The sequence below is a fragment of the Gillisella taibaishanensis genome (assembly GCF_001938985.1).
GTDB lineage: Bacteria > Pseudomonadota > Alphaproteobacteria > Rhizobiales > Rhizobiaceae > Allorhizobium > Allorhizobium taibaishanense.
Genome location: NZ_MKIN01000022.1, coordinates 1219883 through 1241911, shown reverse-complemented (window position 1 = coordinate 1241911; position 22029 = coordinate 1219883). Strand labels below are relative to the sequence as shown.

The following is a 22029-nucleotide window of genomic DNA, read 5'->3' as shown; positions in this document are numbered from 1 at the left end:
GGGAAGCATTGTCTGATGTGCATTCCATGAATGCACATATGAAAACGGAATAGCTGACGTCGAGTATCAGAAGTCTTTTTCACATGCAGGGCTGGGGATGAAAAGCGTTGTTTTGCGTTTTTTGCGGCGCTGGCAGTGGCGCAGCCTGCGCATGCCAAGCAAGTAAAAGTCGCTTCCATCGTTGACCGCCAGCAGGATCGGTGCGCGCCTTTAATCTATCCTGCCTAACCGCCTCAAGATTCTGCACGAAAGCGGGCGTTGAATTATTCAAGACTATCATCATAGACATGTCACATATGCTCGGCTACGGTGCAGCAAAACCAGATACTGGCTCGGGGCAATAGACGCATGGCAGAATGCGCAGATCTGCTTTATGTGGATAATATTAGTGTGTCTTTTCCCCTGATGAGTGGCCGCATTCAGGCGGTTAAGTCGTTCAGCATGCGGCTGCGCCCGGGTAAGGTCACGGCGCTTGTCGGTGAATCCGGTTCGGGCAAGTCCGTGCTTGGACGCTCGATCATGGGCATCGAATCCAATCTGGCCGACATCAGCGGTCGGGTTCTCTTCAACGATCCGCAAAAATCGAGTGCTTTGTCGGCCGGAGCAGGCTCGGTCGATCTCCTGTCCTTGCCCTATGACGGGCGCCAGATCCGCCAGATCCGCGGCAATCGCATCGGTATGATCTTTCAGGAGCCGATGACCTCGTTTTCGCCGGTTCATACGGTCGGTAATCAGATCGAGGAAGTGCTGAAGGTTCATTCGGTCATGACGCCGCGCGAGCGCCAGGCGCGGGTCGAGGAAATGCTCGGCCTTGTCGGCTTCAATGATCCGGCCCGGGTCTATGGCATGTTCCCGTTCGAACTGTCGGGCGGCATGCGCCAGAGGGCGATGATCGCCATGGCGCTGATCTGCAATCCGGCGCTGCTGATTGCCGACGAACCGACCACGGCGCTCGACGTGACGATCCAGGCGCAGATCCTCAAGCTGCTGAAGGAATTGCAGGAAAAGCTTGGCATGGCGGTCCTGCTGATCACCCATGATCTCGGCGTCGTCGCGAGCCTTGCCGATGAAGTCGTGGTGATCTATCGCGGTGAAGTGATGGAATCCGGTCCGGTCGAGGCGATCTTTGGTTCGCCGCAGCATGCCTATACCAAGGGGCTGATGCAGGCCGTGCCCGATTTCGACATGGACCGCGCAGCACGGCTGAAGCCGCTGCGGGAAATCCGGGTCGATACGGCGCAGTTGATGGATAAGTGTCGGGCGCCCGAAGGGGCAGGGGATGTTCTTCTCAGCGTCCGCAACATTTCGAAGTCCTTCCAGACAAAGGGATCGAACGGCTTCTTTTCGGTAGCCGTGCCGCCGACGCTCGCCGTCAACGATGTGTCCTTCGACATCCATCGCGGTGAGACTCTGGGTCTGGTCGGAGAAAGCGGCTGCGGCAAGACCACGCTCAGCAAGATCCTGATGCGCGGTATTACCGCCGATCAGGGCACGGCGATCTACCAGGGCGCCGATGGTCCTGTCGATCTCCTCAACGCGAAGGGTCAGGAACTCCAGTCCTTGCGCACCCGTATCCAGATGGTGTTCCAGGATCCGGTCTCGTCGCTGTCGCCGCGCATGACGGTGCGCGGCATCGTCAGCGAACCCCTGGAAATTCATGAGCGCGGCAGCCGCGCCGGCCGGCTCGATCTGGTCAAGCGGCTGATCCATGCCATCGGCCTGCCGGAGACGGCACTTGGTCGCTACCCGCACAGTTTTTCCGGCGGTCAGCGCCAGCGGATCGGCATTGCCCGGGCGCTCGCGCTTGGGCCTGATCTGGTTATCTGCGACGAGCCGGTCTCGGCGCTCGATGTGTCGGTGCAGGCGCAGATCCTCAACCTGATGAAAGATCTGAAGTCAGAGCTTGGCCTCACGTATCTGTTCATCTCCCACAATCTGGCCGTGATCAATTACATGGCTGACCGGGTTGCGGTAATGTATGCCGGCCGCATCGTCGAGATTGCCCCTTGCGAGGTGATCATGCGCGACCCCGTACATCCCTATACCAAGAAGCTCCTGGCGGCGGTGCCGCTGCCTAATCTCGACCACCCGCTCGATTTCAACCTGATCGGCGAACCGTCGCTGGCGGCGAAGAAGCGCTGGGCCAGGCATTTTCATGACGAGGGCGATCCGACAACGCTGGCCCATGCCGATCTCGGCGGCGGTCATCTGGTGCTGGCGCGGCGCAATGTCGATGCGCGGGAGCTGCGCACGTGAGCGGCTCAAGGGTTGTCCGGTCGCTCGTTACCCGCCGTCAGGCGTTAGGCCTGATTTCCGCGACTTTTCTGGCTCGGCCGCTTGCCGCTATCGCTGCACCGGGCCAGGTGATGGAGCCGGAGTTTCTGAAAGCCAAGGTCGAGGCCGGGCAGCTGCCGCCGATGGCTGACCGCCTGCCGAAAGTGCCGCGCGTCATTGCCTTGTCCGGGCCACAGCGCGCACCCGGCCGCTATGGCGGCACCGTCCGTATGCTGATCGGCGGCCAGCGCGATATCAGATATATGCCGATCAATTGCTACTGCCGGCTGGTCGGCTATGATCTCAACTTCAATTTCCAGCCGGATCTCCTGGAACGGTTCGAGGTGGTCGAGGAGCGGATCTTCACCTTCCATCTGCGCGAGGGACATCGCTGGTCTGACGGCTCGCCGTTCACGGCGGAAGATTTCCGCTATGTCTGGCAGGACATGTTCCAGGACAAGAAGCTCTACAAGGGCGGCAGCCCGATCGTGTTTCGCGTTGAGGGCAAGGAGCCGGTCTTTGAGGTGCTCGATCCGCTGACGGTGCGCTACACCTGGGACGATCCCAATCCGGATTTTCTTGCCGAACTTGCCGCGCCGACAGCCACTCGTCTGATGATGCCGGCGGCTTATCTCAAGCAGTTTCATCGCAAATACCAGACCAAGGAAAAGCTTGAGGACCTGATCAAGCAGAATGGTGTGCAGGATTGGGTGACGCTGCACCAGAAGATGTCGCGCACTGTGCGGCCCGAGAATCCTGACCTGCCGACGCTGGACGGCTGGATCCCGCGTACCGCGCCGCCGTCTGGCCAATTCATCTTCGAGCGCAATCCCTTCTTCCACCGCGTCGACGAAAACGGGCTGCAATTGCCCTATATCGATCGGGTGGTGATGGGGGTCGGCTCGGGCGATCTTATTCCGGCCAAGACAGGCACGGGTGAGAGCGACCTGCAATTTACCAACCTGGATTTTGCCGATTACACCTTCCTGAAAAACGCTGAGAAGCGCTATCCGATCAAGGTCGATCTCTGGAAGCGCACGCAGGGTTCGCGCGTGGCGCTGATGCCCAATCTCAATTGCAAGGATCTGGTCTGGCGCCAGGTGCTGCTGGATGTGCGGGTGCGCCGGGCGCTGTCGCTGGCGATCAACCGCGACGAGATCAACAAGGCGGTGTTTTTCGGCCTTGCCCAGCCTGCGGCCAACAGCATCCTGCCGGAAAGCCCGCTGTTCAAGCCGGAATACCGCGATGCCTGGGCAAATTACGATCCCGATCAGGCCAATGCCCTGCTGGAGGCGGCAGGTCTGCCCCGGCCGGACCGGCACGGCACGCGACTTTTGCCCGATGGCCGCGAAGCGGTGCTGATTGTCGAGACGACGGGGGAAAGTTCGTTCGATTCCGACGTGCTGGAACTGATCACGGACCATTTCCGCAAGATCGGGTTCCGGCTGTTCGTGCATGTTTCACACCGCGAACTGTTTCGCCGGCGCATTACCAATGGTGAGACGGTCATGGCCATCTGGCAGGGGCTGGACAATGGCGTGCCGACGGCCGACATGTCGCCGCGCGAGCTGGCGCCGACCAGCGACGACCAGCTCCAGTGGCCACTCTGGGGTCTGCATACGCTATCGGGCGGTGGTGACGGCCGGGCGCCCGAGATTCCGGAAGCCCGCGCTTTGCTTGATCTTTTCCAAGCTTGGCGCCGTTCGGACGAGCTGGAGGAGCGCACGGCGATCTGGCACGATATGCTGAAGCTCTATACGTCGGAGGTGTTTACCATCGGCATCGTCAATGGGGCTCTGCAGCCTGTGGTCCGGGCGAAAAAGCTCAGGAACCTGCCGGACGAAGGTCTGTTCGGCTTTGCTCCGACCTCCCAACTCGGCGTCTATATGCCTGATACCTTCTGGTACGACGAGGATGCGCAATGATCCGGTACATTCTTTGGCGCATCGGCGTGATGATCCCCACCCTGATCATGATCTCCATGCTGGTTTTCACCATCATCGAGCTGCCGCCAGGCGACTATTTCGAGAGCTATGTCGAGGAAATGCGGGCGATCGGCGAGAAGGCCGACATGCAGGAAATCGAAGAGCTCAAAGCGCGCTACGGTTTCGACAAGCCGGCGCCGATCCGCTATTTCAACTGGATAACCGGCTTCGTACACGGAGATTTCGGCTATTCCTTCGAATACCGGATGCCGGTTGCTGATGTGGTCGGCGACAGGGTGTGGCTGACCATCCTCGTGTCGACCGTTACCATCGCGGTCACCTGGCTTCTCGCTTTTCCGATCGGCATCTACTCCGCCACGCACCAATATAGCTGGGGTGATTATGGTCTGACGCTACTGGGCCTGGTCGGCATTGCCGTACCGAATTTCATCCTGGCGCTTGTCATGATGTATTTCGCCAATATCTGGTTCGGGATATCGATCGGCCATCTCATGGACCAGCGCTTTCTTGGTCAGCCGATGGGCTGGGACAAGTTCAAGTCGATCCTCGAGCACCTGTGGATTCCGGTCATCATCATCGGCACGGCGGGGACGGCCGGCATGGTGCGCCGCGTGCGCGCCAATCTGCTCGATGAGCTGCACAAGCAATATGTGATGACAGCGCGGGCCAAAGGTCTGCATCCGTTCCGGGTGCTGATCAAATATCCGCTGCGCATGTCGCTGAACTTCTTCATCTCCGACATCGGCTCGATCCTGCCGACGATCATTTCGGGCGCGGAAATCACCGCCGTCGTGTTGTCTTTGGAAACCACGGGTCCGATGCTGATCCGGGCGTTGCAGGACCAGGACATGTATCTGGCCGGTTCCTTCCTGATGTTCCTGGCCATCCTGACTGTTATCGGCGTTCTCGTCTCCGACATTGCGCTGGCGCTGCTCGATCCGCGCATCCGCTTGCAGGGAGGGCGTAGCAAGTGAGCAACGACCTAAGCCCCGCCTCCGGACCTATGCCGCATTACGTCTCGCCTGATCCCTTCGATCCCTATGCCATAGAGGATGAGACAGGCGGACGCGGCTCGGCGAAAGACCAGGCCTCGCAATGGCGGCTGACCTGGTGGCGGTTCAAGCGCCACAAGCTGGCCTTCTATTCCGGTGTGCTGTTGCTCGCCGCCTATGTCACGATCGCCTTCATCGAGTTTCTGGCGCCCTACAACGTTCACACCCGCAATGTCGACTGGATCTACGCACCGCCGCAGGCGGTTCATCTGTTCGACGACAAGGGCTTTGTCGGTCCCTTCGTCTATGGCCGCACGATGAGCCTCGACATGGACACGCTGAAACGGGTCTATACCGAGGAGCCGACCCAGGTGCAGAAGCTCCGCTTCTTCTGTGGCGGCGATGGCTATCGCTTCTGGGGGCTCTTGGAGAGCAATTTCCATCTCGTCTGTCCCGCAGATGGCGGCCAATTCTTCCTGCTCGGAACGGACCGGCTTGGGCGCGACGTGCTGTCACGCATTCTTTACGGGGCTCGGATTTCGCTGACGATTGGACTTTTAGGCGTGATGACCAGCTTCGTGCTCGGCATCGTCATCGGTGGCCTGGCCGGCTATTGGGGCGGTTGGTTCGACCTGATCGTCCAGCGCATCACCGAGGTCCTGCATTCCATTCCGAGCATTCCGCTCTGGTTGGCGCTGGCGGCGATCATGCCGCCGGACTGGAGCCCGCTGGTGGTCTATCTCGGCATCACCTTCATTCTCGGTCTGCTCGACTGGACGGGGTTGGCGCGGGCGGTACGCTCCAAGCTTCTGGCGCTGCGCGAGGAGGACTATGTTCTCGCCGCCCAGATGATGGGCTCGGGCAGTGCGCGTATCATCGGCCGGCATCTGATACCCGGCTTCATGTCGCATCTGATTGCCAGTGCCACGCTGACCATTCCAGGCATGATTCTCGGTGAGACAACCCTGAGTTTCCTTGGGCTTGGGCTAAGGCCGCCAATTACCAGCTGGGGTGTATTGCTGACCGAGGCGCGCTCGGTCAATGTGATCGCGCTTTACCCATGGCTGCTGTTCCCGGTCATTCCCGTCATCGTGATCATTCTCGCCTTCAATTTTCTAGGGGATGGTCTAAGGGATGCCGCAGATCCATATAAATGATCAGCCAGCTGAAACGTGGGGCCCGCGTCCTGCCGCCGTTCCTCTCCCAAAGGACGGTCCGGTGAACTATCTCGGAGACATTGACGACATGACGAGACGCCTGGGGCAAGCCCGCATCCTCATGTATAGCCACGACACCTTCGGTCTTGGCCATCTGCGCCGCTGCCGCACCATCGCCCATTCGCTGGTCGAGGATTACCGCGGCCTGCAGGTGCTGATCATATCAGGTGCGACCATTGCCGGCGCCTTCGACTATCGCGCCCGGGTCGATTTCGTGAAGATCCCCAGCGTCATCAAGCTGCGCAACGGCGAGTATACGTCGATGGACCGGCATATCGATCTGCATGAGACGCTGAAAATGCGCCAGTCGATCATCCGCCACACGGCCGAAAGCTTCGAACCTGACATGTTCATCATCGACAAGGAGCCGCTCGGTCTGCGCGGCGAGGTCGAGGATACCCTGACTTACCTCAAGACCCGAGGCACGCGGCTGGTGCTTGGTCTGCGCGATGTCATGGATGCGCCGCATCTGCTGGAAGCGGAATGGAAGCGCAATGACGTGCTGGCCAAGATCGCCAAGCTTTATGACGATGTCTGGGTCTATGGCCCGCCTGATTTCTATGATCCGCTGACCGGCATCGACGCACCGCCGGCGCTACGCGCCAAGATGCGCTTCGTCGGTTTTCTGCAGCGTGCGGCCCTGTCAGGCAATCGCTCGGACCATGCGCCGCTTGAGGACTATCTGTTGGTGACGACAGGTGGCGGCGGTGACGGCGCCGATCTCGTGCGCGACGTGATTGCCGCCTATGAGGCGGATCCCACGCTCGACCATCCGGCGCTGGTGGTGCTCGGCCCCTACATGCCGGCGGATCTGCGTCAGAAATTCATGGAGGCGGGCTCGCGTCATCCCAAGCTCAGGATCATCGAATTCGATAACCGGATGGAAGATCTCATTGCCGGCGCCAAGGCCGTGGTCGCCATGGGCGGCTACAATACCTATTGCGAGATCCTGTCCTTCGACAAGCCGGCACTGATCGTGCCGCGCACCGAGCCACGCCAGGAACAGCTGATCCGTGCCACCCGCGCCTGCGAACTCGGCCTGGTCAGCATGGTGACGCCTGATAAGTCGAGCGACAGCCTGGCCTTTGCCCAAGCGATCAAGGACGTGCTGAAACGCGATGCGCCATCGGTCAGCGCGCCGGGCATGCATCTCGAGGGGCTGCCGACCATTTCGGGGATCGTCGCCGATTGTCTCGAAGAGCGTGGTGCCGGTCGTCTGTCGGTGGTGCAGGGATAGAGCGTGCTAAAGCCCAAGAAAATCACGGTCCTGCTGAAGGGCTATCCGCGCCTGTCCGAGACCTTTATCGCTCAGGAACTACTAGGCCTGGAGCGGGCCGGCTTTGCGCTGGAACTGGTAGCCATGCGCCGCCCGACCGACAAGAAGCGCCATCCCGTTCATGACGAGATCCAGGCGCCGGTGCATTACCTGCCGGAATATCTGCATGAAGAGCCGTTTCGGGTGCTGAAAGCCCTTTGGCGGGTGAAGAGCCTGCCCGGTTTTCGCACGGTCATGGCGCAGTTCTTCAAGGATTTGCCGCGCGATCTCTCGCGCAACCGATTCCGTCGGCTGGGGCAGGCCATGGTGCTGGTGGCCGAATGGCCTGATCAATCGGATTGGCTGCACGCGCATTTCATCCATACGCCGGCCTCCGTCGCCTTCTATGCCAGCCTTCTCTCCGGTCGGGGTTTCAGCGTCTCGGCCCATGCCAAGGATATCTGGACATCGAAGGATTGGGATCTTGCCGACAAACTTGCCCATGCCGCCTGGGTGGTGACCTGCACCAAGGTCGGCTTCGACAGGCTGAGCGCGCTGGCCGACCGGCCGGGCCGGGTGCATTTGAGCTATCACGGACTTGATCTCGACCGCTTTCCGCCCTTCGACGGGCAGCGGCCGGCGCGAGATGGTACCGATCCTGCCGATCCGATCCAACTTCTGTCGGTGGGACGGGCGGTGAAGAAAAAGGGTTATGACACGCTGCTCAAGGCATTGGCGGCGCTTCCGGCCATGCTCAACTGGCGCTTTACCCATATCGGCGGTGGCGATGAGCTGTCGCGGTTAAAGGCGCTGGCAAGCGAACTTGCGATTGCCGATCGCATCACCTGGAAAGGGGCAATGGACCAGCGCGACGTGCTGACCCACTACCGCGAAAGCGATCTCTTCGCGCTTGCCTGCCGGATCACCGCCGACGGTGACCGGGACGGGTTGCCGAATGTGCTGGTCGAGGCGGCAAGCCAGGGGCTGATGCCGGTATCGACGACGGTTTCAGGTATTTCTGAACTGTTTGTGGATGGCGAAAACGGGTTGCTGGTCGAGCCTGACGATGTCGCAGCCCTGGCCTCGGCGCTGGCCCGGGCCATGAGCGATCCTGATCTGCGCACGCGGCTCGGAGCGGCGGCTGAGCAGAGGGTGCGGCGGGATTTTGATTATCGCAACAGCATCCGCGATCTGACGGTGCTATTTTCCAGATCGCAATAATCGCTTGCGCCGACCCTGGTTTCGGCAAATATGCAATGGTCAGCGCAGTGCAGCATCCGATCTATCCCAGGGCGGATGCAGTCTGGCGACTGCCTTATCTTTGGAGCCACGTGCATGAGCCATCGCCCGATCAGGGTCTTCTTCTATGTGCAGCACCTGCTTGGCATTGGCCATCTTGCCCGCGCCAGCCGGCTGGCGGATGCCATGGTTGCGTCTGGCCTGTCGGTGACGTTGGTTACCGGTGGCGCACCGGTCAAGGGTTTTCCAGGGCCGGGCATCGAACATGTGCAATTGCCGGCGGTGCTGGCGGCCTCGGGTTTTTCCGGTCTGGTCGACAGTGTCGGCAATCCTGTCGATGCTGATTTCGAAACCAACCGCGCGGCCCTGCTGCTGGCCGCATTCGAGGCGGTGCAGCCGGATGTGGTTGTTGTCGAGGCCTTTCCGTTTGGCCGCCGTCAGGTCCGTTTCGAGCTTCTGCCGCTGCTTGATGCGATCAAGGCAACCCATCCCAAGCCGCTGCTTTTGAGTTCGGTGCGCGACATCCTCCAGGAGAACCGCAAGCCTGGTCGCGACAAGGAAACCGCTGATCTCGTGAGCGAGCATTTCGACGGCGTGCTTGTGCATGGCGATCCACACTTCTGTTCGCTGGAAGACACGTTTCCGCTCGCCAAGACACTCTCCGACAAGCTGTATTACACCGGACTTGTTGCCGCGCCCGAGCCGGAGCCGGCCGAAGAAGAATTCGATATCGTTGTCTCTGCCGGAGGAGGGGCGGTCGGTGCCGCGCTGATCGAGGCGGCCATGGACGCGCAAGCAATCCTGGGCGACAGTCTCGGCGAGCGCTTGCGCTGGTGCCTGATCACCGGCCCCAACTTACCTGAAGCCGATTTCGAGCGCTTCAGCCAGCGCGCGCCGCCCGCAGTGGCGCTTTACCGGTTCCGTCCTGACTTTCCGGCGCTGTTGCCCAAGGCCAGATTATCGATCTCGCAAGCCGGCTATAACACGGTCTGCGATCTCTTGCGGGCGCGGTGTCCGTCCTTGCTCGTGCCCTTTGCCGCCGGTGGCGAGACCGAACAGACGGTGCGGGCCGAAAAGTTGGAAGCCCTTGGCCTTGCTGCTGTCGTGCTCGAGGACGGATTGAACGGCGAGGCGATGGCGAAGGCAATCGCGGGCGCCGTTTCCTTGCGCTTTCCCGAGACCCTGGCAATTTCATTGAATGGTGCTGCGGAAACGGCCAGGCTGGTCAAGGACCTCGCGCAAAAGCGTTGAATCTGGTCAGCGAGGCCCGGTTCAGGCTTCGCTGACACCAGAGATGTGTGCGCAGAGATGGCGGGTTAAAGCCCCAACTGCGTGTGATGCTCCACATACCAATCCATGGTCGCCTTGACGCCGATATCCAGTGTCGTCGTCGGCTTTGCGCCTGTGAGCGCCACCAAGAGGTCGGGGGCGGCGAAGGTGCGGGGCACGTCGCCCTGCTGCATCGGCAGCATTTTCTTCTTGGCCGGGCGGCCCATCATGGTCTCGATGGTCTTGATGAAATCCATCAGCGCGATGGGCTGACCGCCGCCGATATTGACCACCCGGAAGGGCGCATTGTGCGACAGCGTGTCGAGGCCATCAGGCTCGCGCACTCGGTTGTCTTCACCGGGAGCTATGGCCGAGAGCGCAATGATGCTGTCGATGAGGTCATCGATATAGGTGAAGTCGCGGCTCATCTTGCCTTCGCCATAGATCTCGATGGCTTCGTCCGCCAGCATCGCCTTCATGAACTTGAACAGCGCCATGTCCGGCCGGCCCCACGGACCGTAGACCGTGAAGAAGCGGAAGGCCGTGGTCGGCACCTTGTAGAGATGCGCGTAGCTATGGGCCATCAGCTCCATGCCCTTCTTGCTGGCCGCATAGAAGGTCATCGGCTCGTCGGCCCGGTCGGTTTCTCGGAAGGGCACTTGCGGGTTGGCACCGTAGATCGAAGACGTCGAGGCCAGCATGAGATGGCTGATCTGCATTTGCCTGGCGATCTCGACGATATTCCAGGAGCCGATCAGGTTGGAATCGAGATAGGCGCGCGGATTTTCCAGGCTGTAGCGCACACCCGCCTGGGCGGCGAGATGGATGATGACGTCGGGCTTGGCGTCTTCTGCCGCCTTTTCCAGCGCGGCCCGATCCTCCAGCATGGCGGTGACCCCGGTGAAATTGCCAAATTGCGCCAAAGCAGCATTGCGTGCTTCCTTGAGGCGCAGATTGTAATAGGCGGTCATGCCGTCAAAGCCGGTTACGGTATGACCCTCCTGAAGCAGGCGGCGGGCGAGATGGAAACCGATGAAACCTGCGGTGCCGGTAATGAAATAGCGCAAGGGAGAACTCACTTTTCCGATCGAGGAAGCCACAGTGTTAAGGCGCTGCGGCGAAGCCAAGTCAAGGCCAAGTTTCTGTTGAAGTGAGGGCAGGGGCGGGATGCACGGTAAAAGCCTGAAACAGAGGCTTAAAATGCGTGAACCGGCGGTTGCCCGCCGGTTCACGCAGTCGTTGCACGTTTTGGCTCAGGGTCAGGCCGCGTGAGCTCTGCGGCGGGACGTGTCTTCGGTGCCGAGCTTGAACTGATCGACCAGGCTCATCAGCGTATCGGCTTCGTCGGCCAGTTGGCGGGTTGCGGCATTGGTTTCCTCGACCATTGCGGCATTGCGCTGGGTCATCTGGTCCATGCCGTTAACGGCTGAGTTGACTTCACCGAGCGCCGTCGACTGGTCGAGGCTGGCCAGCGCGATGGCTTCGACACGCTGGGAAACGCTGACGATCTTGGTGGAGATTTCCGTCAGGACTTCGCCGGTGCGCTGCACCAGCTTGGCGCCTGCGGCAACTTCCGTGCTCGATGTATGGATCAGAGACTTGATGTCCTTTGCTGCATTGGCCGAACGCTGGGCCAGTTCGCGCACTTCTTGGGCAACAACCGCAAAACCCTTGCCGGCCTCACCCGCACGCGCGGCCTCAACGCCGGCGTTGAGCGCCAGCAGATTGGTCTGGAAGGCGATTTCATCGATCACGTCGATGATCTGAACGATCTGGCCTGAGGCGTTCTCGATCCGGCCCATCGCATCGATGGCGCTGGCGACGACCTTGGAGGAGGTATCGGCTGCCGTCTTGGTTTCGGACACGATCGTATTGGCCTCCTGCGCCTGTTCGGCGGAGGATTTTACCGTCACGGTGATCTCGTCGACGGCCGCTGCCGTCTGCTCCAGCGAAGCGGCCTGCTGCTCGGTGCGCTTGGCGAGATCGTCGGCGGCCGCGGTCATTTCACCGGCATTGCGCTGGATCATGTACGTATTGGAGCGGATCTGGCGCATGGTCTGCTGCAGGTTCTCCAGCGAAGTGTTGAAGTCCCGGCGCAACTGCTCGAGGCGACCGGTAAAGGGCGTATCGATCATTGCCGAGATATCCCCTGTCGCAAGCCGGCCGAGTCCTGAGGCGAGGGCGTTGACGGCAAATTCGATCTGCCGGTCGGTCTCCTGCTTTTCGGCGTCGTTGCGGCGTCGTTCTTCTTCTGCCTGCGCCCGTTCTTCCTCACTGCGCTGTTCGATTTCGATCTTCGACAGGGCGTTCTGTTTGAAGACGCCGAGTGCACGGGCCATTTCGCCGATTTCGTCAACGCGGGCCTCGCCCTGGATGCCGGTATCGAGCTTGCCATCGGCGAGCCGGCGCATGGCGGCCGTGATCTGGCCGATCGGTCCCTTGAAGGTCAAGACCAGCCCGATGCCGGCAAAGAGGGAGATCAGAAGGCCAAGCGTCATGGCACCGATCGAAATCGAGTTTGCGTCGCGGCGTTCTTCACCTGCGCTCACCTTCTGCATTTCGGCAAAAGAGGTCAGCAGCTGCCAGATATTATCGAGGTCCTTGCCGGCGGTCTCGAAATTTGACACGCGGTCCTGACTGATCTTGACGAGATCGCCACCAGCCTTGTCCATCGTAGCGATGGCTGGGGTCAGCTTGGCCTCAAGCGAGGTATAGATGTCCGAGGAGCCGGAGGTGTTTTTCAGGGCGTCCAAGGTGGTGCGCAAACCGTTGAGGTCGCGGCGCAGCTTCGTCAGGTTCTCGTTGGTCGGTGCAAGCATGAAGCTCGCCGTGGTGATCTGAAAGACGTAGGCGGCGTCGATCAGCTGACGGCCGTCAGACAGCAAGGCCTGGGCCTTTTCGAGCGGTACGTCCATTTCGCCAAAGCGGGCAGTGGCTTCCTTCATTTTCTGTTGAGCAGCGAGGCCCAGATAGGCGGACAGCTGGACGAAATTGCGCAATTTGGTCGCCATGGCATCGGCGACCTCGGGCGACTTGTCGCCGGCCGTTACCATATCGCCGAGATCCTTGATGATGCCTTCGATCGTACGGGCGGCGGACTTATTCTTTTCCGGCAAGGCCGCGGCAAGCGCCGGATGGCGCACCTTCATCTCAGGCAGGCTGGCGGCAACAAAGTCGAATTTTTCTTCCGGCGTCTGCAGGCTGCCGAATTTGCGGTTTGTATCTGTCAGGAAGGTTGCAGTCAGGGCGATCTTGTCGGCGTCGCGCAGCATCTGCTTGGCGGCGGTCTCGTCAGCCTGGATCGACATGGTGATCTTCTTCAGGGCCTCGGTGAGGTCGTTCTGGGCGGAGACGACAGCGGCTGTGCCCTGCTGCATGTTCTTGATCAGGCCGGCCTCCGTCTCATGCAGAGACCAGAGCGTGCTCATATGGTTGACGACGCCGTCCACGGCGGTTGAAGCTTTTTCGAGCTCGCCACGACCTTCGGCATCGGGGCCGAGTTGACTGAGCGTGCTTTTCAGCACCTGCTGCTGTTGCTTCAGTTTGTCGGTCACCGCGTTGCGGCTCTGCTCTGTGGTCTTGTCGAGGAAGTCGGCCATGGCGGCGGATACGTCGCGGAAGCCGCTCAGCGACTGCAGCACGCTATTGGATATTTCGATCCGTCCCTGCAGCAATCCAGACGCATAGAGCCCAGTAAAGCCGACCGCACCGATGGTGACGACAAAGGGCAGGATAAAAATCAAGACCTTTGTCTGGATGCGGAAACGCGAGAGCAAACGATCGATGGACATGGTTCCGGCTCCTCCAAAGCCCTTTGGCCCGGCCAAGCTTCAAGCGAGGGTCGAGCAAGGGGCTGCACATGCAAAGCTGTTTCCGATGCTCGGTTTTGCGTCTCAAGCTTAGAGACTGCGGCACGGCATCCGGAAATGTCAGGCCCCTCACAATCATTGTGCAAGCGCTGGCGGTCGAGCGACGTCATCGTCGAACCGTCACTTTAGAAGCTGTTTGTTAAGATGGCCTTAAATCCTGATTTTTCCCCTTTCTATCAAGGGTATATCAAAATCAACTACATAAGTTAGATTTAATTCTCGCGAAGAAAGATCCCGACAGTCGCACTGCGTCCGGCCGCGTCGATCACCGTCAGGGTCGAATAGCCGTCGCCATCAGGAAGCCAATGCGTCGTGCGGGTGCGGGCGAGATCGGGCAGCGTCTTGCCATTGGCGAGCCAGCGGAAGGGTGCGCGGCCCGCTTGCAGTTTCAGCGTCAGCGGCATGGTGGAGCCTTCGGCCGTGCGGTCGAGTTCTACATGCGCGCCTTCAGGTGGAAAGACGATCACCGGCGGCTTGTCGCCGGAATTAACCGCAATCAGCCCGCTTGTCTCGCGCGAAAAGCGCCGGAGGCTGGGACCAAGCTCGGCTTTGGCGAGCCGAACCGTGCCTGACGGTGCTGTCGGCAAGGCTGATGGGGCAAGACCAGAGCGTGCGAAGGCTTCAAACAGGACTGGTGCGGCGCTGCCATAGCCGGTCAGGCCCGGCACCGCGCCATTGTCGGCCCGGCCAATCCACACGCCGATGACGGTGCGGCCATCGTAGCCGATCGACCAGGCATCCCGGTAGCCGTAGCTGGTGCCGGTCTTGTAGGCAATCCGTCCTGTTCGTGCGCCGGCTGGCGGTGCTACACCTGAGAGAATATCGCTGACATTCCAGGCCGCGGCCGGTTCCAGCAGCCGGACAGGATCTGGCCGTGCGGTGTCCGATGGTAAGCTATCATTCAGGCTGATCGCTTCGCCCTGTCGCGCCAAGGCCGCGTACATCGCCACCAGATCCTTCAGCGTCGTGCCGACGCCGCCAAGCGCGATGGCGAGGCCCGGGGTACCGGCCTGGGGCAGATCTAGCCTGATGCCTGCCGCCTTTAACCGCGTCAGCATCTGCAGCGGCCCGACCGCTTCCAGCAACCGGACCGCCGGCACGTTCAGCGAAAGCTGCAGCGCGTTGCGGATCGAAATGTCGCCCTGGTAATGCGTGTCGAAATTCTTCGGCCTGTAGCCGGCGAAATCGGCAGGCCGGTCCTCGATGACGGTGTCCTGGGCAATCATTCCCTGTTCGAAGGCCAGCCCGTAGATCATCGGCTTCAGGGTCGAACCCGGCGAACGCTTGATACGGGTCATGTCGATCCAGCCGGAGCGGCTGGCATCGAGATAGCCGGCGGAGCCGACGCGAGCGATGATGTCGCCGCTGCCGATATTGGCGGCGATGATGGCGACCGCGACCTTTGGGGGAAGCCGCTGGGCGGCCTGGCGCGCCACCGTTTCCAGCGCCGCCTGCACATCCTTTTTCAGCCGGGTCGGATAGGTCAGCGCATCCGGCTGGCGGCGCCGTTCGGCATCGCCGAGGTGGGCGGCAAGCATCGGCAACTCCAGCCGGCGCTTCGGCAGGGGCGCCATTTCGGCCGTCTGCCGATCCTGCGATGAGATAACGCCGGCCTTTTCCATGCGGGCCAGCACCCGGTCTCGGGCAGCCAGAGCATTGCCGGCAAAGCGGTCGGGGCGTCGCCGTTCGGGCAATTGCGGCAGGGCCACCAGTAGCGCTGCTTCCGCTGGTGTCAGGCGGATCGGCTCCTTGCCGAAATAGGCAAGCGATGCCGCCCGCACGCCTTCAAGATTGCCGCCATAGGGCGCATGGGTGAGATAAAGGTCGAGAATGGCGTGCTTATCCAGCCGGCGCTCGATCTGCACGGCACGTGCCGCCTGGCGCAGTTTGGCGAGAAAAGACCGCGATTGTCGGGGTTCGATCAACCGTGCCACCTGCATCGACAACGTAGATGCGCCGGACACGATCCGGCCACGGCCAACCAATTGCAGTGCGGCACGCCCGAGCGCCAGGCTGTCGATGCCAGCATGGCTGTAGAAACGCCGGTCCTCGTAGGCAATCAGCATTTTCACCAGCAGCGGATCGACATCGGCCTCATGGGTCTTCAGCCGCCAGCGGCCTTCGCGGGTGGCAAAGGCGCGCAACAGCCTGCCATCGGCATCCAGCAGCTCGGCCGAAGGTTTGCCGGCGGCCTCAAGTGGTGGCGGGAAAGCCCGGTCTAGCGCGCCAAGCCCCAGCCAGGCCGCGCCCACTGACAGGCAGGCCGCAACAACGAGACCGATTGCCGTACCACGCCGGATCACTGTTCAGCCCTGACCTCCATGCGCCCAACCGCCGTGCGCGCAAAACGCTGCGGCCGGTACATGTCCTCAACAGTTGCGGCGGGATGATCATAGACACCTGGCGTGACGGCGCGCACCACATAGGCAAGCACCATGTCGCCATTGTCGGTGTCGTCGGTATCATCGGCGCTGCTGGAGTCAGCGTCATCATCCGATGTCGCCTGGCTGTGTTCCGTGTCGATGGCAGCCACGAAGCGGTCGTCGCGGAACTCCAGATGGGCGGGCTTCGTCTTGCCAACCCAGCTGAAATTATCCAGATCGGCGCTGCCGACGAGTGCCGGATTGTCGATCTCGAGACCGGCGGGCAACAGATCCGTCACCAGCAATTGGGTCGGCATGTCCTCGGTCTGGGCCACTTTCAGCACCACGACATAACGCTGGTCCTGCTTGGCTTCGCTGATGTTTACCGGCGTGCCATCCATCGCATAATAGCTGCGCTCGATGGTAAAGCCCTGGGCGGACGGCGGTAGCGGAAAGGTTGGCACGGCGACGGTCGTCACTGTCGCGGTGAGGGCTTCCGTGCCGGGATTGGTGAGCGTCACGGGCTGGCGCAGCAGCTCTTCACCCTCAATCCGCGCCCGGTAGCCATCAGTCTTCTGGCTGCCGTTGACGCTGACTGTCAGGCCGGCATTGCTCTTGTCGAGCGCGCGGGCGGCCAGCAGCATCCAGCTTTCTTCTTGGGTGCTGGTATAGGTCTTGGCATTCCAGTCGCTGATCACCGTGCGGCTCAAGGCTGAGACGATCGGCGGTACGGGCCGGGCCTCAGCGGCAAGCGCCAGGATGGCAGCGCCGTCGCGCAGCTGCGAACCATAGTCCGAACGCGACAGGCTGACCGGTGTGACCGACCCCTTCTGGACATCCGCAGCCGCCTTTTCGAAAATCGTACCAGCTTTCGCCGGATCGCCATAGAGCGACAGGGCAGCGGCTAGATGCGCCTTCGACAGCGGTGTCGGGAAGCGGTCGAGCATCGTATCGGCGTAGTAGCGCAGATCGCTGATCGCGGCGCGGCGGTTGCGGGCGAGCACGTAGAGCGCGTAGGCGATGTCGTTGCCCTGGCTTTCGACATCCGTCTCATAGGACAGCTTGTTGGCAAGGTTATCCAGAGCCTGCACCATGGCGGCGTCGGGCACGTCAAAACCCTTTTCGCGTGCCCGCGTCAGGAAATCGCTGACATAGGCGTCCAGCCACAGGTCCTCGGAGCCGGGCGCCCAAAGGCCGAAACTGCCTTGCGACGCCTGGTAGGACAACACCCGGTAGATGGCATCCTGAATGCGCTTGCTGATCGCGGCATCATCCGGCAGGCCGGCAACCGATGCCAACTCGTTCAAATAGAGCAGCGGCAGTGCTCGGCTGGTGGTCTGTTCGGCGCAGCCATAGGGGTAGCGGTCGAGGCTGGTCAGCAGCGCCGCAATGTCGAAGCTCGGGCCACGCGAGACCGAGAGGCTGATGGAGGCGCCAGACAGGATGCTATCGGCCAGCAGGTTTTCATCCACGATCAGGCTCTTGCCCGGGCCAAGCGGCAATTCGCGCCGGGTGGTGAGCGGCAGAGCCGCAGGACGCACGGGAAGATCGAGAACACGGGTGAGCGTCAGCGGCTGGCGGGCGGGCGGCGTGGCCGGTGTTGCGTCTGCCGGAGCGCCATTGCCTGCGCCTGGTTTCGGTTGTTCGGCCAATGTCACGGTCAGGCTGCTATCGCCGGGGGCGAGTGCTGTCAGCCCGATGTCCAGGCTTGTCTTGGCACCAGCCTTCAACTTCAGCGGGATCTGCTGCTTGCCGGGCTCGATGCCGACGGAGTTGTTGCCCTTGACGGAGAGGAGATAGTCGCCGTCAGGCGCATCGGTGGAGGCAAGATCAAGCTGCAGCCGTGCATTGTCGCCCGGTGCGAGGAAGCGCGGGAGCGACGGTGTGATGACGACGGGATCGCGCACGATGACATCGGTTTGCGCATGGCCGATGCCGGTGCGGCTCCAGGCGACCGCCATCAGCCGGACAGTGCCATTGAACTGGGGAATGTCGAAGCTGATTTGCGCCTTGCCATTATGGTCGAGATGGACGGGGCCGGAGAACAGCGCCACCAGCTTTTCCTTGGGCGGGCTTGCCGAGAGCGAGCTCATGCCGCCATCGCCGCCGGTATGAAGAGTGCCCGACGCCCCAAGCGAGCCGTCGATCAACTGGCCATAGAGGTCGCGCATTTCGATGCCGAGTCGGCGCTGGCCGAAATACCAGCCGTCGGGATCCGGCACCTGATAGCGCGTCAGGTTGAGGATGCCGACATCGACGGCCGCGACGGTGACATAGGCGTCATTGCCGCCGCCGGTCACGGCGACCGGTACGGTCAGCTTTCGGCGCGGCTCCATTTGGGCGGGCGGCGTGAGCTTGATCGCCAGCTTGCGGGCGGCCGGATCGACACCAAGCCAGGTGACGCCGATGGCGCGCATCGGCATCCGGCTTTCCTGGCCTTCGCCCGGCCGGTAAAGCGTCGCGGTGACATAGGTGCCGGCACCGAAACTGTCGGTGACGGGGATATCGATCTCGCCGCCGGTCGCAGCCAAGCTTGCGGTTTCCGTAGCAACCAGGGTTTCAGAGCCGATGGTGACCAGAACTTCGCCAGCGTAATGCGGTGATATCTTCAGCTTTGCGGTTTCACCCACCTTGTAGCTTGGCTTGTCGAGCGCGATTTCCAGGGCATCGGGCGTGTCGCTCGATCCGCCGGCGGAGAACCAGCCGGCATCGAATTCCACGCTGGATGCGGCGCTATCGACGCCGGGTGCGTCGACTTCGAGCCTGAAACGGCCCCAGCCGACCGGCATGGAGAGGTCGGTGCCGTCAGTGCCGATGTCTGTTGTGCCTGACGCAACGAGCTTGGTCGAGGTAACCGGTTCATAGCGCCAGGAATTGCCATCGCGGTACCATTGATAGTTCCGGTCCAGCTGCACCAGTTTCCATTTGGCGCCCGAGAGCGTCTGGGCCTTGCCTTCACCATCCAGGGCGATCAGCTGGAAATGGCCGGTGCTGTTTTCGGCAAGCGAACCTGAAAAACCGGGTTTGATGCCGATGGCAGGCTGGCCATTGTTGATCGGCAGCGTCAGCTGCCTTTCCACGGCGCGGCCGCCGCCTTCCTTGAGCCGCACCGACAGTTCCGCCTGCAACAGCTGGGTAGTGGAAGGCAGGTCGCCGAGCTGCAAATCGATCGTGCCGTGGCCCTTGTCGTCCAGTGGCTGTAGGTCATCGAGGGTCACGCTGTTTGATTCGCCAGCCTCTTCGTCGGCAAGGCCGAACAGGAAGCCCGGCTTGTCGTCGCGCGTCCTGACCGGCTTGATCAGCATCTCGCCTTCGAGCGTCAGGCCAGCCGCAGGGGCGCCGTAGAGATAGCGGCCATCGACATCGACCGACAGCGGCGTACCCGGTTTCAGCACGCCGGCCTGCGCCTTCATGTCGAACTCGATCCGATCAGGCAGAAAATCGTCGACGAGGAAGGTCTGTTCGGCAATCGCCGGCTTTTTCGGATCAACATGGATGCCAAGCGTCCAGGTGCCGCGCATGACACTCTTGTCGAGAGCCAGGTCGAGGACATGGCCGCCGAGGCCGGCGCCTGTGCTGACCATGCGGCGATATTCGACGCCATCGGGCCGGGTGAAGATGAAGGTGAGCGGCAGGCCATCGATGGCTTCCGCATCGATATCGCGGGCAAGCGCGCCGACATGCACGGTGTCGCCCGGGCGGTAGATACCGCGCTCGGTCCAGGCGAAGATGTCGATGGCGCCGGGGGCGGCACGGCCGGTGACGCCACGGTCGGAAAGGTCAAAGCCCGCTTTGGTCATGTCGAGGAAGACGAAATCCGCTTGGGTCGCCTTCCCATCGGGGGCCGCCTTCCCATCCGGGGCGGCCTTGCCATCGGCCTTGATCTCTCCCGTCAGCACTGTCGGGGCAAGGCCCGCACCGCCGCGCATCAGGCCCGCCGAAAACGTGGCGCGGCCCTGGTCGTCGGTGGTCGCCGTACCGAGGATCTCGTTGTTGCGGGCGAGCAGCTTCAGCTCGACACCGGCAATGGGCTTGGCAGTGTTCAGCGAGCGGGCAAAGACATGCAGCCCATCGGTGCCGGCAAAAGTGGAAAGACCAATATCGGAAACCAGGAACCATTGGGTGGCCTGATCATCCCATTCCTGGCTCTTGCCGCCGGTGGCCGAGGCCGTCAGCACATAGATGCCGGGCTTGCGCTCCGGCAGTGCCTGATCCACGGGGAAACTGGTGGTGACTTCGCGGTTAAGCTCGCTGGCGATGTCTAGCGTGCCTTGCCAGACCAGTTCGCCATTGTCCTGCTCGATGCGCGCGGCAGTATAGCCGCTCAACTGGCTGAGAAAGCGCGAATTGGCCATTAGCGGCGAAATCGATCGCTCGCCGATGCGGTAGAGCTTCAGATTGGCCTTTTCAGTATTGACCGAAACCAGCGGAATGCCGCGCCGCATCGCTGCCGGCAGCACGAAGCGGTCGCCGGTAAAGCGCACCACCGGGCTGCGGTCACGAATATAGACCTCGATATCCGAACGGGCCTGCAAGGGCTCATCGACGGAGGAGGGCAGGCCTTCGCGCAGGCCGATCGTATAGCGCTGGCCATAGTCCAGCCCCTCGACGCAGAGTTGGCTCTCCTTGGCTTCGACGGACTTCGGCGGCTTGCCGTTGACCGTGACAAAGGCGCTGTAATCGGCGCCGCGCTTCACGAGGGGATCTGAAAATTGCACGCAGGCGCGCGGGGTGGTGGCGTCGGCATCGACAGTGTTGCCGGTGATGCGGAATCCCTTGGTGGCCTTCAGCGCCAGATAGGCGGCGCGCACGGTCTTGTCTGCTGAGATCTCGAGGCTGGCCTTGTAGGCGCTCAGCGCCTGGCGATAGCTCTCGCTCTTTTCCAGTGCCTTCGCCATGACGGCCAGCGCCTCGGCCCGGACCTTGGTCGTCCGGCTGACGTCATAGCCGATCACGGCTGCATAGAGGCCCTGGCTCGTCGCCTCGCTGTCGTTTTTGATCAGGTTGGCGGCGCGGGCGGCACGCAGCCAAAGCGAGCTATCGTCGGGCGAGAGCGCTGCGGCAGCGAGAAAGCCGCCAACGGCATCCTTGGTGCGCCCTGCCGAGAGGTCCATCTCTGCCCGCAAAATGGACTGGCTGAGACCTTGTGCGTTTGTCGTGCCCGTCTTGATCAGGCGGTCGCGAAAGCTTTGGGCCTGGCCGTTCACGCTGGCGGAAACGAAGTCGAGCTTTGGCGCAACGCCGATGTCAGGCTCGCTCGTATTGGTGACGATGCGGCCGGCAACGGCGCCGACAAAAGGATTTAGCGGGCCGAAATCCGACTTCAGAAAGCACCAGCGCGCTTTGACATTATAGGTGAAGGCCCGGCAGGATTTGTCGTCGATACAGCTCGCCTGGCACTGATCAAGCGTGACATTCTGTTGAGTCCGCAGATCGAAGCCCGCGTAATCGCTGTCCTTCGTCAGGGCGATGCTGCGGCCGGCATCGGCCGCCATGGTGTCAGACGCGAAGAGAGGCTGGCCAAGACACAGGATCGCAAGCGCCGTCGCGGCGAAAATCCGTTGCAAACCCATGATCGTTGTCCCCTATTATTTTAATGGAAACG

The 22029-nt window shown here is 61.6% G+C and carries 11 protein-coding genes; 7 read left to right on the top strand and 4 right to left on the bottom strand.

The features are described from left to right. Positions 1 to 348 precede the first annotated feature (348 nt). The 7 genes from BJF91_RS16705 to BJF91_RS16675 all read left to right on the top strand — a co-directional run bounded on the left by BJF91_RS16705 (position 349) and on the right by BJF91_RS16675 (position 10174). Entirely contained in the window at positions 349 to 2256 is a 1908-nt protein-coding gene (locus BJF91_RS16705) for an ABC transporter ATP-binding protein (protein ID WP_075615544.1), read from the top strand. Between the two features lie 110 nt (positions 2257 to 2366). Further along, positions 2367 to 4199, top strand: a complete 1833-nt coding sequence (locus tag BJF91_RS16700) for an ABC transporter substrate-binding protein (RefSeq protein WP_234801653.1) — start codon at positions 2367 to 2369, stop codon at positions 4197 to 4199. After that, on the top strand, positions 4196 to 5194 hold the full coding sequence (locus tag BJF91_RS16695) for an ABC transporter permease (RefSeq protein ID WP_075615542.1): 999 nt from the start codon (positions 4196 to 4198) through the stop codon (positions 5192 to 5194). Before BJF91_RS16700 ends, BJF91_RS16695 begins: the two co-directional genes overlap by 4 nt. Before the next feature lie 29 nt (positions 5195 to 5223). Next, complete coding sequence (locus tag BJF91_RS16690) at positions 5224 to 6369, top strand: ABC transporter permease (RefSeq protein ID WP_075615541.1); 1146 nt, start codon at positions 5224 to 5226, stop codon at positions 6367 to 6369. An 88-nt stretch (positions 6370 to 6457) separates the two neighbouring features. Next, complete coding sequence (locus tag BJF91_RS16685; protein ID WP_075615720.1) at positions 6458 to 7666, top strand: glycosyltransferase family protein; 1209 nt, start codon at positions 6458 to 6460, stop codon at positions 7664 to 7666. A gap of 3 nt (positions 7667 to 7669) precedes the next feature. Next, positions 7670 to 8905 carry a glycosyltransferase family 4 protein gene (locus tag BJF91_RS16680; protein ID WP_075615540.1) on the top strand — a complete coding sequence of 412 codons (1236 nt, stop codon included), beginning with the start codon at positions 7670 to 7672 and terminating at the stop codon, positions 8903 to 8905. A gap of 114 nt (positions 8906 to 9019) precedes the next feature. Next, the gene (locus tag BJF91_RS16675; RefSeq protein WP_075615539.1) at positions 9020 to 10174 is read left to right on the top strand and encodes a glycosyltransferase family protein; all 1155 of its coding nucleotides are present in this window, start codon (positions 9020 to 9022) and stop codon (positions 10172 to 10174) included. A 65-nt stretch (positions 10175 to 10239) separates the two neighbouring features. Here BJF91_RS16675 and BJF91_RS16670 read toward each other — a convergent pair whose 3' ends face one another. The 4 genes from BJF91_RS16670 to BJF91_RS16655 all read right to left on the bottom strand — a co-directional run bounded on the left by BJF91_RS16670 (position 10240) and on the right by BJF91_RS16655 (position 21997). Further along, entirely contained in the window at positions 10240 to 11259 is a 1020-nt protein-coding gene (locus BJF91_RS16670; RefSeq protein WP_075615538.1) for an NAD-dependent epimerase/dehydratase family protein, read from the bottom strand. A 192-nt stretch (positions 11260 to 11451) separates the two neighbouring features. Continuing rightward, positions 11452 to 13983 (bottom strand): methyl-accepting chemotaxis protein, encoded by a 2532-nt coding sequence (locus BJF91_RS16665; protein ID WP_075615537.1) that lies wholly within the window; start codon positions 13981 to 13983, stop codon positions 11452 to 11454. A gap of 290 nt (positions 13984 to 14273) precedes the next feature. Continuing rightward, positions 14274 to 16361, bottom strand: a complete 2088-nt coding sequence (gene pbpC / locus BJF91_RS16660; protein WP_139310751.1) for a penicillin-binding protein 1C — start codon at positions 16359 to 16361, stop codon at positions 14274 to 14276. Then, positions 16361 to 21997 carry an alpha-2-macroglobulin family protein gene (locus BJF91_RS16655; RefSeq protein ID WP_075615535.1) on the bottom strand — a complete coding sequence of 1879 codons (5637 nt, stop codon included), beginning with the start codon at positions 21995 to 21997 and terminating at the stop codon, positions 16361 to 16363. Before BJF91_RS16655 ends, pbpC begins: the two co-directional genes overlap by 1 nt. Positions 21998 to 22029: the final 32 nt, after the last annotated feature.

What these genes read in the sequence shown, in the direction of transcription:
- BJF91_RS16705 (WP_075615544.1), top strand. Translation starts at nt 349, where the DNA reads ATGGCAGAATGCGCAGATCTGCTTTATGTGGATAATATTAGTGTGTCT.
- BJF91_RS16700 (WP_234801653.1), top strand. Translation starts at nt 2,367, where the DNA reads ATGGAGCCGGAGTTTCTGAAAGCCAAGGTCGAGGCCGGGCAGCTGCCG.
- BJF91_RS16695 (WP_075615542.1), top strand. Translation starts at nt 4,196, where the DNA reads ATGATCCGGTACATTCTTTGGCGCATCGGCGTGATGATCCCCACCCTG.
- BJF91_RS16690 (WP_075615541.1), top strand. Translation starts at nt 5,224, where the DNA reads ATGCCGCATTACGTCTCGCCTGATCCCTTCGATCCCTATGCCATAGAG.
- BJF91_RS16685 (WP_075615720.1), top strand. Translation starts at nt 6,458, where the DNA reads ATGACGAGACGCCTGGGGCAAGCCCGCATCCTCATGTATAGCCACGAC.
- BJF91_RS16675 (WP_075615539.1), top strand. Translation starts at nt 9,020, where the DNA reads ATGAGCCATCGCCCGATCAGGGTCTTCTTCTATGTGCAGCACCTGCTT.
- BJF91_RS16665 (WP_075615537.1), bottom strand. Translation starts at nt 13,983, where the DNA reads ATGTCCATCGATCGTTTGCTCTCGCGTTTCCGCATCCAGACAAAGGTC.
- BJF91_RS16655 (WP_075615535.1), bottom strand. Translation starts at nt 21,997, where the DNA reads ATGGGTTTGCAACGGATTTTCGCCGCGACGGCGCTTGCGATCCTGTGT.